13 protein-coding genes are annotated in these 15,195 nt (G+C 72.0%); 6 read left to right on the top strand and 7 right to left on the bottom strand.

The features are described 5' to 3' along the window. Nucleotides 1-29 precede the first annotated feature (29 nt). Both ABT001_RS04225 and ABT001_RS04220 read right to left on the bottom strand, forming a co-directional pair. Nucleotides 30-1,706: an alkaline phosphatase D family protein gene (locus ABT001_RS04225; protein ID WP_351272101.1), complete on the bottom strand. Its 1,677-nt coding sequence runs from the start codon at nucleotides 1,704-1,706 to the stop codon at nucleotides 30-32. 178 nt (nucleotides 1,707-1,884) lie between these two features. Further along, nucleotides 1,885-2,529 (bottom strand): HNH endonuclease family protein, encoded by a 645-nt coding sequence (locus tag ABT001_RS04220; RefSeq protein WP_351272098.1) that lies wholly within the window; start codon nucleotides 2,527-2,529, stop codon nucleotides 1,885-1,887. Between the two features lie 230 nt (nucleotides 2,530-2,759). Here ABT001_RS04220 and ABT001_RS04215 point away from each other — a divergent pair, with 230 nt between their 5' ends. Beyond that, nucleotides 2,760-3,494 carry an ABC transporter permease gene (locus ABT001_RS04215; protein ID WP_351272095.1) on the top strand — a complete coding sequence of 245 codons (735 nt, stop codon included), beginning with the start codon at nucleotides 2,760-2,762 and terminating at the stop codon, nucleotides 3,492-3,494. A gap of 17 nt (nucleotides 3,495-3,511) precedes the next feature. Here the strand turns inward: ABT001_RS04215 and ABT001_RS04210 are convergent, their stop codons facing one another. Further along, nucleotides 3,512-4,174 (bottom strand): HAD-IA family hydrolase, encoded by a 663-nt coding sequence (locus ABT001_RS04210; protein ID WP_351272092.1) that lies wholly within the window; start codon nucleotides 4,172-4,174, stop codon nucleotides 3,512-3,514. Between the two features lie 176 nt (nucleotides 4,175-4,350). Further along, a complete protein-coding gene (locus ABT001_RS04205; protein ID WP_351272089.1) occupies nucleotides 4,351-5,349 on the bottom strand; it encodes a peptidoglycan-binding domain-containing protein in 999 nt (332 codons plus the stop codon). A gap of 139 nt (nucleotides 5,350-5,488) precedes the next feature. Between ABT001_RS04205 and ABT001_RS04200 the strand changes: the two genes are divergently transcribed. Beyond that, complete coding sequence (locus ABT001_RS04200; protein WP_351272086.1) at nucleotides 5,489-7,534, top strand: MFS transporter; 2,046 nt, start codon at nucleotides 5,489-5,491, stop codon at nucleotides 7,532-7,534. 15 nt (nucleotides 7,535-7,549) lie between these two features. On the opposite strand, the gene ABT001_RS04195 is transcribed toward ABT001_RS04200, so the two are convergent. Further along, nucleotides 7,550-8,026 (bottom strand): GNAT family N-acetyltransferase, encoded by a 477-nt coding sequence (locus ABT001_RS04195; RefSeq protein ID WP_351272083.1) that lies wholly within the window; start codon nucleotides 8,024-8,026, stop codon nucleotides 7,550-7,552. Nucleotides 8,027-8,087: 61 nt separating this feature from the next. Here ABT001_RS04195 and ABT001_RS04190 point away from each other — a divergent pair, with 61 nt between their 5' ends. Beyond that, nucleotides 8,088-9,176 carry a serpin family protein gene (locus tag ABT001_RS04190; RefSeq protein WP_351272421.1) on the top strand — a complete coding sequence of 363 codons (1,089 nt, stop codon included), beginning with the start codon at nucleotides 8,088-8,090 and terminating at the stop codon, nucleotides 9,174-9,176. A gap of 176 nt (nucleotides 9,177-9,352) precedes the next feature. Continuing rightward, nucleotides 9,353-11,404, top strand: coding sequence for a bifunctional glycosyltransferase 87/phosphatase PAP2 family protein (locus ABT001_RS04185; RefSeq protein ID WP_351272080.1), 2,052 nt, complete (start codon nucleotides 9,353-9,355; stop codon nucleotides 11,402-11,404). 66 nt (nucleotides 11,405-11,470) lie between these two features. On the opposite strand, the gene ABT001_RS04180 is transcribed toward ABT001_RS04185, so the two are convergent. Together ABT001_RS04180 and ABT001_RS04175 are read right to left on the bottom strand one after the other, a co-directional pair. Then, nucleotides 11,471-12,838 (bottom strand): MFS transporter, encoded by a 1,368-nt coding sequence (locus ABT001_RS04180; RefSeq protein ID WP_351272077.1) that lies wholly within the window; start codon nucleotides 12,836-12,838, stop codon nucleotides 11,471-11,473. Between the two features lie 187 nt (nucleotides 12,839-13,025). Then, complete coding sequence (locus ABT001_RS04175) at nucleotides 13,026-13,688, bottom strand: TetR/AcrR family transcriptional regulator (protein WP_351272074.1); 663 nt, start codon at nucleotides 13,686-13,688, stop codon at nucleotides 13,026-13,028. Between the two features lie 155 nt (nucleotides 13,689-13,843). Here ABT001_RS04175 and aroQ point away from each other — a divergent pair, with 155 nt between their 5' ends. After that, nucleotides 13,844-14,314, top strand: coding sequence for a type II 3-dehydroquinate dehydratase (gene aroQ / locus ABT001_RS04170; RefSeq protein WP_351272071.1), 471 nt, complete (start codon nucleotides 13,844-13,846; stop codon nucleotides 14,312-14,314). Next, nucleotides 14,311-15,174 (top strand): shikimate dehydrogenase, encoded by an 864-nt coding sequence (locus tag ABT001_RS04165; protein WP_351272068.1) that lies wholly within the window; start codon nucleotides 14,311-14,313, stop codon nucleotides 15,172-15,174. Before aroQ ends, ABT001_RS04165 begins: the two co-directional genes overlap by 4 nt. Nucleotides 15,175-15,195 lie beyond the last annotated feature (21 nt).

Genomic DNA, 15,195 nt, shown 5'->3' with positions numbered 1-15,195 from the left:
CAACATTCTGTCGAGTGGCTGAAAATTGGTCATCCGTTCGACGTCAGAGAGCGCTCCAGAACGGTCTCGAGCTGTGCCCCCGTCGGCTCGGCCCTGGCCTGAACCAATGTCAGCGCAGCTTTTCGGCCATGCAGGGTCAGGGTCATGAGCTGATTGCCGAACCACGGTCCCCCCGCCTTGCGCCAGTCCATCGGAGGGCTTCCCACCCGCCCGTGGCGCGCCAGCGCACGCCCGAGCCATCGGCCCGCCCGGCTCCAGCCGAAGCGGAATCCCGTACGTATGTATCCGGGGATGGAGTTGTGGACGGGAGAGCAGGTCAGTTGCAGGACGTGTGCGGCAGGGGCGGACTCCCCGGCGGAATCGGACCACCGGGGCTCGGCGATGTACGCATGGTGCACATCCCCCGACAGTACGCATACCGTCGCGGGTGCGTCCGGTCCGCTCCCCGCCTCCCTGAGGAGGTCCGTCAGCCGCCGGAAGGATTCCGGGAAGGCAGCCCAATGCTCCAGGTCACCGGCCCGGCGCACCTTCTCCCCGAAACGCGCCCAGCGCTCGCCCCGGTCACCGCGGCACAGTGCGGCGTTCCAGGTCTCCGCGTCGTGTATGAGGGGCGGCAGCAACCACGGCAGTGAGGTGCCGATCAGCAGGTGGTCCACCGCGCCGGGGTCCGCCAGCATCTCCTCGCGAAGCCACTTGGCCTCGCCGTCGCGGAGCATCGACCGCTGCTGCTCGTCGAGGGTCCGGGCCGCCCGGGTGTCCACCATCAGCAGCCGTACTCGGCCGAAAACACGCCGATAGCTCCACCGGGCCCGTGAGGGGTCGGCGTCGGCCGCCGCCGCATGGCCGCGCAGCGTCTCCGTACCGTCCGGTGCGGCGCGCACGGCGGCGTAGACCGGGTCGGCCTCCAGGGCGTCGGGGGAGAGGTTGCCGAGGTGCTGATAGACCCAGTACGACATGAGCCCGCTGACGATCCGCTCGTGCCACCACGGAGTGCCGCGCATGTCCCGGAGCCAGGCGGCGCTGGTGTTCCAGTCGTCGATGACGTCGTGGTCGTCGAAGATCATGCAGCTGGGGACCGTGGAGAGCAGCCATCGCACGTCCGGGTCACGCCAGGACTCGTCGTAGAGGTGGGTGTACTCCTCGTAGTCCGCGACCTCCGCGCCCGGGGCCTCGGACAGGTCGCGGCGGGCGGCGAGCCGCCGCTCGGTGGCCGGTGACGTCTCGTCCGCGTACACCTGGTCGCCGAGGAGCAGGAGGACGTCCGGGCGTACGGCCTCGGGGTCGGCGGCGAGGCGGGTGGCCAGCGCGTCGAGCGCGTCGGGGCCGATGGCGTCGTGTCCGTGCGCCGGTGGGGCCGCCCAGCGGCAGGAGCCGAAGGCCACCCGGACCGGGCCCGCCTCCTCGGGCTGCGGTACGGCGGGAGTGGTGATGCTGCTCGGCGGGAAGGGGTGGTCCTCCGGCGGCCACACGCGGCGGCCGTCGAGCAGCACCTCGTACGGAGTGGTCGAGCCGGGTGTCAGGCCCGTCACCACCACCAGGGCGTAGTGGTGCCCCTCGACGGCGAACGTCGGCGAGGTGCCGGCCGCCCCGTCCGCGCAGCGGACCTCCGCCGTGCAGGGCCTGGTCGCCTCCACCCAGACCGTCGCCCGTGAACCGGACTCCCAGTCGACGTATCTCAGCAGTGGTCCCAGGCGTAGCCCGGCCATGTGTGTTCTCCTCGCGTCGGCGTGACCGATGGCTCCGTAGGTTACGGAACGACGGAGGAGGTCTGCTTGGTTCCGCCGGGGGAACACGTCGCCGCGTGTGGCGGTGCGGTGGAGGGCCGCGCACGTCGTTCGATGCGTGGCCCTCCACCGGGTGGGTCCCGCCGGGCGGGGAGAGCGGTCAGCAGCCGTTGAGGACGGACTGCAGGGCGTTCTTCTCGGTGGAGTCGACGGTGAGGTCGTAGTGGTGCTTCACGTGGACCCAGGCGCGGGCGTAGGTGCAGCGGTAGGTGGTGCGCGACGGGAGCCACTCGCCCGGGTCCTGGTCGCTCTTGGACTGGTTGACGTTGTCGGTGACCGCGATGAGCTGGGGGCGGGTCAGGTCGTTGGCGAAGGACTGGCGTTGGCTGTTGGTCCAGCCCGACGCCCCGGAGCGCCAGGCCTCGGCGAGCGGGACCATGTGGTCGATGTCCAGGTCGGACGCCGCGGTCCAGGTGGCGCCGTCGTACTCCGAGTACCAACTGCCGCTGGTCGCGGCGCAGGAGGAGTCCTGCACGACGCCGGTGCCGTCACGTTTCAGCACCACCTCGCGGGTGTTGCAGGCTCCCGACTGGGTGATCCAGTGCGGGAACTTGTCGCGGCTGTAGCCGGACGACGAGCCCTCGGTGGACACGGTGAGCTGGCCCAGATACGTACGGGCGGTCGAGGCGCTGACCGGGGTGGGCATCGCGGCCTGGGCTGTCGGGGCCGTGAGGAGCCCGGTGGTGGTGGCGAGTGCGGCCGAGGCGGCGAGGACTGCTATGCGACGCGCGTAGACACCTGTCATGCGAACTCCCTTGTCGTGGGGGGATGTTGAGCGGGCGACCGACGAAGCCGGACCAGTGTCGCGGCGCCGGGTTTCGGTGGGGTGGTCACCAGGTAACAGAGTGCCGACATGCGCACGTCACATCAAGGGGTGGAGCGCTCGGTCTGACGTGCCGTCCGAAGGGTGTTCGACGCCGGTGGTTGACGGCCCACCGGATCCGGGGCGCCCACGCGGCGCCCTAGGGTGGCTGTGTGCTGCTTCCGGTCACTCCCACGCTCGGTGTCGTGCTCGCCCTGCTCCTGGTGTCCGCCGCCGCCGTCGCCGCGTGGGCCTCGCTGGGCCGGTCCCGTGAGATCGCCGTCGCCGGGCTGCGCGCCGCGGTGCAGCTCGCCGCCGTCTCCCTGCTCATCGGCTGGGTGGTGCGCTCCCTGGGGCCCCTGCTCGGCTTCCTGGTGCTGATGTTCGCGGTCGCCGTGCGCACCGCGGGCCGGCGGCTCACCCGTAACCGCACCTGGTGGTGGGCCGCGCTCCCGATCGGTGCGGGGGTCGTGCCCGTGGTCGCGGTGCTGCTGCTGACCGGGCTCCTCCCGGTGCGGGGCATCGCGCTGATCCCGGTCACCGGCATCCTCATCGGGGGAGCGCTCACCGCGACGGTGCTCGGTGGACGGCGCGCGTTGGACGAACTCGCGACGCGGAAGGGGGAGGTGGAGGCCGGAATGGCGCTCGGTCTGCTCGACCGGGACGCCCGGCTGGAGATCGCCAGGCCCGCGGCGTCGGACGCGCTGCTGCCGGGGCTGGACCAGACCCGGACGGTGGGGCTCGTCACCCTGCCCGGGGCCTTCGTGGGCATGCTGCTGGGCGGCGCCTCACCCGTGGAGGCGTGCGCCGTGCAACTGTTCGTCCTGGTGGCGCTGATGGCGGTGCAGGCCGTGGCCGTCGCGCTGGTGCTGGAACTGGTCGCGCGGGGGAGGCTGCACCGGGAGTGAGAGCGGGGCGGGGAGGGTTATCGGGCGTCGATGTGCAGACGGACCGTGCCGTCCGCGCCCGCTTCCACCCTGAGCCGCGTCAGGTCCTCGACGTGGGCGTCGGGGGAGAGCGCCGCCGCGCGCGGGCCGACACCCACGACGCGCATGCCGGCCGCCCGGCCCGCCGTGATGCCCGCCTCGGAGTCCTCGAACACGATGCAGTCCGCCGGGTCGAAGCCCAGCTCGGCCGCGCCCTTGAGGAAGCCCTCGGGGTCGGGCTTGCTGGCGCCGACCATCTCGGCGGTGACGCGGGTCTCCGGCATCGGCAGGGCCGCCGCCGTCATCCTCGCCTGGGCGAGGGCCTCGTCGGCCGAGGTCACGAGCGCGTGGGGGAGCCCGGCGATCGACGCCATGAAGGCGGGTGCGCCACCGATGGGCACCACGCCGTCCGTGTCCGCCGTCTCCTCGTCCAGCATGATCCGGTTCTCCGCGTGGTTCTGCTCCATGGGGCGGTCCGGCAGCAGGGCGGCCATCGTGGCGTAACCCTGGCGGCCGTGGACCACCTTGAGCGCCGACTCGGGGTCGAGGCCCTGTGCGACCGCCCAGCGGCGCCAGCAGCGCTCCACCACCGCGTCGGAGTTCACGAGGGTGCCGTCCATGTCCAGCAGGAGGGCGCGGGCTTCGAGGACGGTGGCCGACATCGGCATGCTCCAGAGCGCGGGGGAACAGCTCGTAGCTGTGGTGAAGAAAACAAGCAGCCCCGCCCGCCGGTCAGGGAGAACGAGCGGAGGCTACTTTGTTCCATCACGATACAAAAACCTCCGCCAAAACGCCAATCCCTGACTCCCCGAGTTCCTGAGGCCGCAGGACGCACCTCTCAGGACCGGTGTCCTCCGCCGCCGCCGCCGTTCGTCCGTGCTTCCAGTGCCTGACGGGTCTCCGGCCCGTAGACACCCGGCGGATCGCTCTTGACCGACACCCACCGCTGGTACTCGGCGACGGCCTGCTCCACCTGCCCCGAATAGGTGCCGTCCGCCGGCCCCCGGTAGACCCAGACCTCCTGCAGTCGCCGCTGCAGCTCGAAGACCTCCGGCCCGCGGTCCCCACGTCGCAGCGTGGTCCCGGATCCCTCCTCCGCGGGCGGCGCGGGCGCCGGTGGAGTGGTGGGGGCCTTCGTCGCGGACGCCGAGGGTGTCGGCGACGACGGAGCGGCGGCCGAACGCGACGCCGACGGGCTCGCGGACACGGAGGGGGACGCCGACGCCGACGCCGATGCCGACCGGGACGGTGCGGCCGAGGGGGACGCGGGCGGTGACGCGGAGACGGAAGCGGCCGGCTCGGTGCTCGCGTCCGGCGCGCTCCTCGTGACCTCGGGCAGTGCCGTCTCCCGGTCGTCCTCGTCGTCGAACAGGCCGCTCGCGAACGCGGCCGTGCCCACCACCGCCGCCACCGCCGCTCCCGCGGCGATCACGGCGAACGGCCGCCGACGGCGTGGCTGTACGGGGTCGGGGCCGCTGCCCGCGTAGGCCGCGGCCGTACGCCGACGGGTCCCGTCCGCGACGACGGCGTCGGGCAGCACCCCCGGTCCGCCCCCCGGCCCGGCGGCGCCCGGCCCGCCGTCCAGGAACAACGGCATCGTCGTGGCCGCGGCGGGAGCGTCGTGGCTCCGGTCCTGCGTGTCGTCGCTGTTCAGCGTCACGTACGGCCGGATCCGCAGCGGATCGAAGTCCTCCGCCGCCGCGATCTCCGCCGCTCGGGCGTCGCTCCCCGCCCGGGCGGTCGTACCCGCACCGGCGACACCCCTTCCGCAGGCGCACCCCGCCCCGGGTCTCGCGCCCTGCTCGCCGCCGCACTCCGGGCATATATGTCCGGTCATCGTGGGTTCCCCTCCCCTTTGAACTGCCTGCGATTATGCAGGCCGCCGCAGGGAAGCCCAACGCCCGTGGGGCCGCTCGGCAGGCCATAACGGTACGGAGCGGCCAGGATGGGGGTGAAGCGGACCCAAGGAGATGCTCATGGCCCAGCAGCTGAGCCCGCCACCCCTCGCACCCGGTGAGGGAAGGTCCCGGCGGAGCGTCCTGGTCTCCATCGGCGCGCTGCTCCTCGGCATGCTGCTCGCGGCACTCGACCAGACCATCGTGTCCACCGCGCTGCCCACGATCGTCAGCGAGCTGGGCGGCCTGGACCATCTGTCATGGGTGGTGACCGCCTACATGCTGGCGGCGACCGCGGCCACCCCGCTCTGGGGCAAGCTCGGCGACCAGTACGGGCGCAAGAAGCTCTTCCAGACGGCCATCGTCATCTTCCTCATCGGCTCCGCGCTCTGCGGCGTGGCCCAGAACATGCCCCAGCTGATCGGCTTCCGAGCCCTCCAGGGGCTCGGCGGCGGCGGACTGATGGTGCTGTCGATGGCGATCGTCGGCGACATCGTCACCCCGCGCGAACGGGGCAAGTACCAGGGCCTGTTCGGTGCGGTGTTCGGGGTGACCAGCGTGCTGGGACCGCTGCTCGGCGGCTTCTTCACCGAGCACCTCAGCTGGCGCTGGGTCTTCTACGTCAACCTGCCCGTCGGCGTCGTCGCGCTGCTCGTCATCGCCGCCGCCCTGCACATCCCGGTCCGCCGCACCAAGCACACCATCGACTACCTGGGCACCTTCCTCATCGCCTCCGTCGCCACCTGCCTGGTCCTCGTCGCCTCGCTCGGAGGTACCACCTGGGCCTGGGGCTCCGCGCAGATCATCGTCCTCGCGGTCCTCGCCGTGGCCCTGCTCGTGGCCTTCGTCGCGGCCGAGCGCCGGGCGGCCGAACCGGTCCTGCCGCTGAAGCTGTTCCGGATGAGGACCTTCACCCTCGTCGCCGTCATCAGCTTCGTCATCGGCTTCGCGATGTTCGGGGCCATGACCTATCTGCCGACCTTCCTCCAGGTCGTGCACGGCATCACTCCGACGATGTCCGGTGTGCACATGCTGCCGATGGTCCTCGGCCTGTTGCTCACCTCGACCGGCTCCGGCCAGATCGTCAGCCGGACGGGCCGCTGGAAGGTCTTCCCGATCGCCGGCACCGCCCTCACGGTGGTCGGCCTGCTGTTGCTCCACACGCTCTCCGAGAACAGTTCCACCTGGACGATGAGCCTCTGCTTCTTCGTCTTCGGCGCCGGACTCGGCCTGGTGATGCAGGTGCTCGTCCTGATCGTCCAGAACTCCGTGGGCTACGAGGACCTCGGTGTCGCCACCTCCGGGGCGACGTTCTTCCGGTCCATCGGCGCCTCGTTCGGCGTTGCCGTCTTCGGCACCATCTTCACCAACCGGCTGTCCGGCAAACTCGAGGCCGCGCTGAGCGGCCGCTCCCTCCCGCCCGGCGTCGACGCCGGGGCACTGGCCGCCGACCCCCGGGCCATCGGCCGGCTCCCCGCGGATCTGCGCCCCTCGGTCCTCAGCGCCTACTCGACCGCGATCACCGATGTCTTCCTCTACGCGGCCCCCGTCGTCCTCGTGGCGTTTCTCTTCGCCTGGTTCCTCAAGGAGGAACCCCTGCGCGGGTCGGTGACCGCACCCGACACCAGTGAGACCCTGGCCTCGAACCCGGTCCAGCGTTCCTCGTACGACGAATGTGCCCGTGCCCTGTCGGTGCTCGCCACCCGGGAGGGGCGCCGGGAGATCTACGAGAAGATCACCGAGAAGGCCGGATACGACCTGCAGCCCGCCGCCAGCTGGCTGCTGCTGCGCATCAAACGGCACGGCACCGTCGAACCCGGCCGGCTCGCCGAGGTCGCCCCCGTGCCGCTGAGGGTGATCACCTCCGCCGCCGGCCAGCTGGAGGGACGCGGCTACGCCCGGCGCGAGGGCATGCAGCTGGTCCTCACCGAGAAGGGAGCGGAGGCCGTGGTCCGGCTGTCCCGGGCCCGTGAGGAGTCCCTGGCCGAGCTGCTGGGCGACTGGTGGGGCCCTGACCGGCCCACGGACCTCGTCCACCTGGTGACGGAGCTCTCGGCCGAGGTGAGCGGGTCGAGTCGGGAACAGCCGCACATGCCCGAGCCGCGCCGCGACCACTCGGTGGGCTGACCACGCCGGCGGGGTTCAGAGCTCCTTGGCGAACCAGTGCTCCGCGTAAGGGCCCTGGTTGAACGCCGGGACCTCCCGGTAGCCGTGCTTCGCGTACAGCCCGCGGGCCTCCACCAGGTCGTCTCGGGTGTCGAGGCGGATCCGGCGCACCCCGTACGCCCGCGCGGCGCTCTCGATGCCCGCGAGCAGCAGACCGCCGCCGCCCGACGAGCGGAATGCGGGCCGGACGAACACCCGGGTCAGCTCCGCCGTGGCCGCGTCGACCAGCCGCAGCCCCGCGCAGCTCGCGGCCTTGCCTTCGTACCGGCCCACCAGGAACTCACCCGTGGGCGGGGCGAGCCGGTCGACGCCGTCGTCCCGCAGCCCTTCGTCGATCTCCGCCGTGGTCGCCGGACGGCCCCAGTACCGGCTCGCCACCTCGTCGTAGTAGTCCCGCCGCAGCAGGGCCGCCTCGGGGCTGCCGAAGTGTTCGGGGGTCACGGTCCAGGTCATTGCCTCATTCTGGGCGGAGTGTGACGGGATGACGAACCATTAATACGTGCAGGGGGCAGTGATGATGCGGGACAGGACGGCAGCCGTCCAGCGGCTGGGAGAGCGGTGGATACGGGAGCTGGAGCGGCCCGACGGGGGCGGCTTCGTGTGCTCGCCCGCCGGACTGTGGCTGGCCCTGACCGCAGTCGCGGCAGGCGCCCGTACGGAGACGGCCGGGGAGCTGCGCACCCTGCTCGGCGTGGCAGGCCGGGAGGCCGCGGACGCGGTGACGGAGGCGGCGCGGGACTGGCGGCGCACCGGGGCGCTGAACGTGGCGACCCGGGTGTGGAACGCCGTGCCGCTCCACCCGGAGTACGAACAGTCGCTGCCCGATGTCGCCTTCGGCCCGGTCGACGTCGCGGAGATCGACGCGTGGGTCCGTCAGGAGACCGGCGGCCTCGTCGAGCGGCTGCCGCTGGACCTCGGCGGCGACACCGCGCTCGCCCTGGTCAACGTGCTGGCCCTGAAGGCGCTCTGGGAGGCGCCCTTCGACATGGCCCGCACCCGTGACGTCCCCTTCACCGATGCCGCGGGCACGATCCTGCCGGTGCCGACGATGCACGCGCCGGTGCCGGTGCGGGACACGTGGACGGTGGCCGGCGCGTACGTCGTCGAACTGCGCTGCCGGGCGGAGCCGGGCGGGGCGGCTCCCGCACGGGTCAGGTTCGTCCTGGGGGAACCGGGTGAGGGGGCGGCGCGGGTACTGCCCCGGGCGTGGGCCCCCGCGGAATCGCGGTCCGCGCCGGACGCGGACGCGGTGACCCTCTCCCTGCCGCGCCTCACCCTGCGGACGAGGATCCGGATCACGGAGCAGCTGGCGGCGCTCGGTGTGCGGCGCGCGACCGACCCCGCCGCGGCGGACTTCTCCGGCCTCTCACCCGCGCGCCTCCACATCTCCGAGGCGCTCCAGGAGGCGGTGGTGAAGATCGCCGAGAAGGGCGTGGAGGCCGCGGCGGTCACCGTCGTGGCGACGAGGTCCGCCGCCGCGCGGCCGCGGGTGGCGCGGCACATCGCCTTCGACCGGCCCTTCGGCGTCGTCGTCCTGGACGGCTCGTCGGACGTCCCCCTCTTCACGGCCTGGCAGGCGGACCTGCCGGTGTACGAGAGCTGATCCCAGGCCCGCGGGACGGCCGCAGTCCGTCGGTGTCCGGACTTCTTCGGCGAATCCATGGTGACAGTCAGGCGAAGAAGGGGTTGATTGTGTCTACCTCATAGGGCAATGCGAGGCTTCATCCGCACATACCCGGCCGATGGGGCAGTGCACGGAAACGGGAGGGTCGGCGCAGCGTGACAGACGTGGAGCGCAGTGTGCGGGGGGACGCGGCGGCGGATCCGGGGGCGAGGGCCGCGGTGGTCCGAGGCGTCCTCTGGCTGCTCGTCGGTGTCCTGGCGGTGCGGCAGGTGGCGGTGGTGCTCAGACGGCCGCCCGGCGAAAGGCTCATCGATCTGGAGACCTGGACCGGTGCGACCGGCGTCCTGCACATCGCGGGATCCCTGTACGAACCGGGCCGGTTCACCGGGACGCCGTTCGCCGGGCTGGTACTGCGACCGCTGACGGTCTCGGCCGAAGAGGCCCTCGGCGTCGCCTGGACGTTCGGGTCGCTGCTGCTCGTCGTACTGCTCGGGTTCGTCGCCGCACGCGCCCTGCCCGCACCGGTGAGCCGGCGCACGGCGTTCCTGGCGGCGCCCCTCGCGATCGCGCTGCTGATGGTGTCGCTGCCCGTCCGCAACACCCTGCACCTGGGTCAGACCAGCATCCTGCCCGTGCTGCTGGTGCTCCTCGCCTGCTTCGCCGTACGCGGTGAGCGGCTGCCGGGCGTACTGACCGGCATCGCCGCCGCGCTCCAGCCCGCCGTCCTGCTCTTCGCGGTCCTGTTCTGGCTCACCGGCAGGCGCCGGGCCGCCGTGGGCGGCGGTGTCACCTTCGCCGTCTGTACCGCGCTGGCCTGGGTGGTGATGCCCCAGGACTCCTGGGCGTACTGGGCGCACCACCTCGCGGGGGCCGGACTCGGCGAGAGCCCGGACAGCCTGGCGAACCAGTCCCTGCACGGTGCGCTGCTGCGGTTCGGGCTCCAGGGGCCGGTCGAGACAGCTCTGTTCCTGGTCCTGGCCGTCGGCGTGGCCGTCCTCGGGCTGCGCCGCGCGGCCCGCTACGCACGGGACGGCCAGCTGCTCCTGGCCGTCGCCGTCACGGGCTGCGTGGCCGTCGCCGTGTCGCCCACCGCCTGGCAGCACCAGCTGCTCTGGGTGCTGCTCGCCGTCGTCGGCCGCGTCGGCGTCCGGGCCTCGGACCGGCTGGTCTGGCCGGCGGTCGTGGTGCTCGTCCTCGCCCTGCCCGGGAAGGTGCTGCTGCCGAACGTCGGCGTGATACTGCCGATCCGCGACAACGCGCTCCTCGTCACCGCGCTCGCCGCGGCCTGCGCGGTGCCGTTCCTCTCCCGCACGTCGCCCCACTGGCAGCGGCCGGTCCCCACGGACCACGCGAAGCCGGTGCCGGCGCGGTACGCGTGGGTGCCGCTGCTGCCGTTCTGGCGCCGGGTGCTGAGCCGACCCAACCTGCTGCTGGAAGTCCTGCTCATGCGGGTCGTCTACACCGCCTACTCGCAGGTCCGGCTGGCGGCGACCGCCGGGCGGTCCACCGCCGAGGAGCACGGGAGGCAGATCCACTCCGCCGAGCAGTGGCTGCGCATCGACATCGAGCACTGGGTGAACCACACCGTCGTCGGCATCCCGTGGCTCCGCGCGTTCTTCGACTACTACTACTCGACGTTCCACTTCATCGTGCCGCTCGCGATCCTCGGGGTGCTGTACGTGCGACGGCCCTCCGACTACCGGTGGGCCCGTACCACCATCGGTGTCGCCACGGTGCTCGCCCTGCTCGGTTTCTGGCTCTACCCGCTGGCACCGCCGCGCCTGATGCCGGGGCTCGGCTTCATCGACACGCTCAACGGGGTGCAGGACCTCGACAGCCCCGACTTCGGGGCGCTGACCGAGATGACGAACCAGTACGCGGCGATGCCGTCGCTGCACTTCGGCTGGTCGCTGTGGTGCGGTGTGGTGATCGCGCTGCTCGCGCCGAAGGCGTGGATGAAGGCACTGGGTCTGCTGCACCCGCTGTTCACGGTCCTCGCCATCATCGCCACGGCCAACCACTGGGTGCTGGACGCGGTCGGTGGCGCGGCGGTGGTGGCGGCGGGCTTCGGACTGACGTACGCCCTGTCCGGGCCGCGCGGGCTCCGGACGTTCGCCCCGGCAGCCCCGGCCGGACGGCCGGACCGTGGGACGGGGGAAGCGGCCGACGACGGTCCCGTGCCGGAACCGGCGGGCAGCAAGGCGTGACGACCTCCACCGCGTGAGGCCTCCCGCACCCCACGGTGCGGAAGTCCTCCCACGCGCGGCGCGGCATCAGGCCTTGACCGACACCCCGGGCTCCGTGCCCGCCTCGCGGCCCCGCTCCCCGAGCTGCTCCGTCTCCACGTGGGCGGTCTCGCGGGCGGAGAGCGCCGCGACGACCGGCGGAACGCAGAGCGCGGCGGCGAAGAGGGCGACGCCCACCCAGTTGTCGCCGTCCGGGCCGGCGATCTGCGAGGCGAAGGCCACCGCGAAGCCGGCCACGGCGAAGCCGGTCTGGGTGCCGATCGCCATGCCCGAGAGCCTGACCCGGGTGGGGAACATCTCGGCGTAGAACGCGGGCCAGATGCCGTTGGCCGCGCTGTAGACGATGCCGAAGGCCAGCACGCCCGTGATCAGCGTCAGCGGGTAGTTGCCGGTGGAGATCGCCCACAGGTACAGGGGCATCGCCACCGCGCTGCCCGCGGCCCCGACGAGGAAGACCGGCCGGCGTCCGACGCGGTCGGAGAGCCGGGCCCACAGCGGGATGGTGAACAGGGCGACCACATTGGCCAGGGCGCCGACCCAGAGCATGCCGGTGCGGCTCATGCCGACGGCGTCGCCGGTCGCGTACGAGAGGGCCCACACCGTGAAGATCGTGCTGACCGTGGCGATCACGGCGGCCGCGACGACCCGCAGCACATCGGCCCAGTGGTCGCGCAGCAGGACGGCCAGTGGCATCTTCGCCACGCCTTCGGTCGCCGCCTGCCTGGTGAAGACCGGGGTCTCCTCCAGGGTGCGGCGGATGACGTAGCCGGTGACCGCGACGGCGACGCTCAGCCAGAACGGGATGCGCCAGCCCCAGGAGAGGAGCTGTTCCTCGGGCAGGGCGGCGACCGGGATGAAGGCCAGGGTCGCGATCAGCTGACCGGCCTGCGTGCCGTTGATGGTGAAGCTGGTGAAGTAGCCGCGCCGGTGCTGCGGCGCGTGTTCCAGGCTCATGGAGTTGGCGCTGGCCTGCTCGCCCGCCGCGGATATGCCCTGCAGGATCCGCAGGAACACGAGCAGGACGGGTGCGGCCCCGCCGATCTGGTCCCGGGTGGGCAGACAGCCGATGAGGAACGTCGAGACGCCCATCAGCATCAGCGTGAAGACCATGACCTTCTTGCGGCCGAGGCGGTCCCCGACGTGGCCGAGGAAGAGCGCGCCGACCGGACGGGCCGCGTAGGCGACACCGAAGGTTGCCAGCGACATCAGGGTCGCGTTCGCCGGATCGGACTCGTCGAAGAAGACCTTCGGGAAGATCAGCGCCGCCGCGCTGCCGTAGATGAAGAAGTCGTAGTACTCCAGCGCGCTGCCGATCCAGGCGGCGAGCGCGGCTTTGCGGGGCTGAGCCTGCGGCTGCTGGGGCGGTGGACCGGCGGAAGGTTCGTGAGCGGTCACGTCGGGCTCCTTCGGGGACGTTCCGGTGCGGGGGCGGGCGAGCGGACCCGGCTAATTAACGCACTAGGTAGTTAGTTGTGGATGGCTACGGATGGTGCGAGCCGTTGACGCCCCTGTCAAGAGTTCACGCGGAACCGGGCCCGGCGGATGTGCGCATCCGGGCCGTTCGCTCCGTGAACGTCCGTTCCTACGCCGCCCGGTCGGCCGTGAGGTACGCGATGATCATGTCGCCGAGCATCGTCCGGTAGTGCTCGCGCCGGCCGGGGTCCACCAGGTCGCGGCCGAAGAGCGCGCCGAAGGTGTGCCTGTTCGCTATGCGGAAGAAGCAGAACGAGCTGATCATCGCGTGCAGATCCACGGCGTCGACGTCCGCCGTGAACAGCCCCGACGCCCGCCCCGTGTCGAGGATGCGCCGCAGGACCTCGATCGCCGGTGACCCGATACGGCTCAACTCGGCGGAAGCGGCAATGTGTTCGGCCTCGTGGATGTTCTCGATGCTGACCAGGCGGATGAAGTCCGGGTGTTCCTCGTGGTGGTCGAACGTCACCTCGGCCAGCCGGCGGACCGCCGCCACGGGGTCGAGGTGCTCGACGTCCAGCAGTTGTTCGGCCTCCCGGATCCTGGTGTACGCCCGCTCCAGGACCGCGGTGAACAGCTGCTCCTTGCCGCCGAAGTAGTAATAGATCATCCGCTTCGTGGTGCGGGTGCTGGCGGCGATCTCGTCGACCCGGGCGCCCGTGTAGCCGAGGCGGGCGAACTCCCGCGTCGCCACGGCGAGGATCTCGGCCTTGGTGCGCGCCGCGTCACGGGTCCGCGCGACGGGCTGGGCGGGTCCTTCGGTGCTGGTCATCCGGATCCTTCGCGGCAGGCGGTGCGTGCTCGCGATTTTAGTGCCGCCGCACGCTGCGGCCGATGCGGCCCGGGGGCTTCCGTAGACGGTCTTCTTTGGGTATGACTAACTAACCAGTCCGTACATTAAACCGTCACGTCAACGGGAAGTGAGCGATGCCGAACCCCCCTGCCCCGTCCCCGGGCATTCCCGTCCTGGTGCTGAACGGGCCCAATCTCAACCTGCTCGGCCTGCGCGAGCCCGAGGTGTACGGCAAGGACACCCTGGCGGGCATCGACGCGCTCTGCCGGAGCACCGCGGCGGCCCACGGACTGCGGGCCGACTGTCGGCAGAGCAACCACGAGGGCGTGCTCATCGACGCCGTCCACGAAGCCCGCACCGCACACCGCGGCATCGTGATCAATCCCGCCGGGTGCAGCCACACCTCGGTCGCGGTGCGGGACGCGCTCGCCGCCGTGGAGCTGCCCGTCGTGGAGGTCCATCTCTCGAACATCCACCGGAGGGAGACCTTCCGCCACCACAGCCACGTCTCGGCCGTCGCCGACACCGTCATCTGCGGGGCGGGCGCCCACGGATACGTCCTGGCGCTCACCCATCTCGCCCAGCTCCTGGAGGACGACCGGTGAGCCCGGACTCCTATCTCATCGGCCTCATCGGCTCGGGCATCGGCCCCTCGCTCAGCCCCGCGCTCCACGAACGCGAGGCGGACCGGCAGGGGCTGCGCTACCTCTACCGACTCATCGACATCGGCACGCTCGGCGTCCCGCCGGAGAGGACCGGTGAACTCGTCCGCTCCGCCCGGGACATGGGCTACGACGGCCTCAACGTCACCCACCCCTGCAAGCAGCAGGTCCTCGCCGGCCTCGATGCGCTCTCACCGCAGGCGGAGGCGCTCGGCGCGGTCAACACCGTGGTCTTCGACGGCGATCGCGCGATCGGCCACAACACCGACGCGACCGGCTTCGCCGCCTCCTTCGCGCGTGGCCTGCCCGACGCGCCGCTGGAGCGGGTCGTGCAGCTGGGGGCGGGCGGGGCCGGGGCCGCCGTCGCCCACGCACTCCTCGCCCTCGGCGCCGGCCGGCTCACCGTGCTGGACGCACTGCCGGGCAGGGCGGCGGCCCTCGCGGACTCCCTGAACGCCCACTTCGGCCCCGGCCGGGCCACCTCCGCGGACCTCCTGGACATCGCCGCACGGACGGAGGGCGCCGACGGCCTGGTCAACGCCACACCCGTGGGGATGGCCGCCCACCCGGGGCTCCCGCTCCCCGCGGAGCTGCTGCACCCCGGGCTGTGGGTCGCCGAGGTCGTCTACCGGCCGCTGGAGACCACCCTCGTGCGCACCGCCCGCGCGCTCGGCTGCCCCACCCTCGACGGCGGAGGCATGGCGGCGTACCAGGCCGCCGACTCGTTCCGGCTCTTCACCGGCCGTGAACCCGACACCGCGCGCATGCTCGCCGACATCGCCGATCTCACGTCCGCGCACTGAAGAACCGGAGCGCGGAGGCAC

The sequence above is a fragment of the Streptomyces sp. NPDC002793 genome (assembly GCF_040295485.1).
Lineage (GTDB): Bacteria > Actinomycetota > Actinomycetes > Streptomycetales > Streptomycetaceae > Streptomyces.
This window is presented reverse-complemented; position numbering and strand designations above follow the sequence as displayed.

Coding starts and splice junctions, on each gene's coding strand:
- ABT001_RS04225 (WP_351272101.1), bottom strand. CDS start 1,706: ATGGCCGGGCTACGCCTGGGACCACTGCTGAGATACGTCGACTGGGAG.
- ABT001_RS04220 (WP_351272098.1), bottom strand. CDS start 2,529: ATGACAGGTGTCTACGCGCGTCGCATAGCAGTCCTCGCCGCCTCGGCC.
- ABT001_RS04210 (WP_351272092.1), bottom strand. CDS start 4,174: ATGTCGGCCACCGTCCTCGAAGCCCGCGCCCTCCTGCTGGACATGGAC.
- ABT001_RS04205 (WP_351272089.1), bottom strand. CDS start 5,349: ATGACCGGACATATATGCCCGGAGTGCGGCGGCGAGCAGGGCGCGAGA.
- ABT001_RS04200 (WP_351272086.1), top strand. CDS start 5,489: ATGGCCCAGCAGCTGAGCCCGCCACCCCTCGCACCCGGTGAGGGAAGG.
- ABT001_RS04195 (WP_351272083.1), bottom strand. CDS start 8,026: ATGACCTGGACCGTGACCCCCGAACACTTCGGCAGCCCCGAGGCGGCC.
- ABT001_RS04190 (WP_351272421.1), top strand. CDS start 8,088: ATGATGCGGGACAGGACGGCAGCCGTCCAGCGGCTGGGAGAGCGGTGG.
- ABT001_RS04175 (WP_351272074.1), bottom strand. CDS start 13,688: ATGACCAGCACCGAAGGACCCGCCCAGCCCGTCGCGCGGACCCGTGAC.
- aroQ (WP_351272071.1), top strand. CDS start 13,844: ATGCCGAACCCCCCTGCCCCGTCCCCGGGCATTCCCGTCCTGGTGCTG.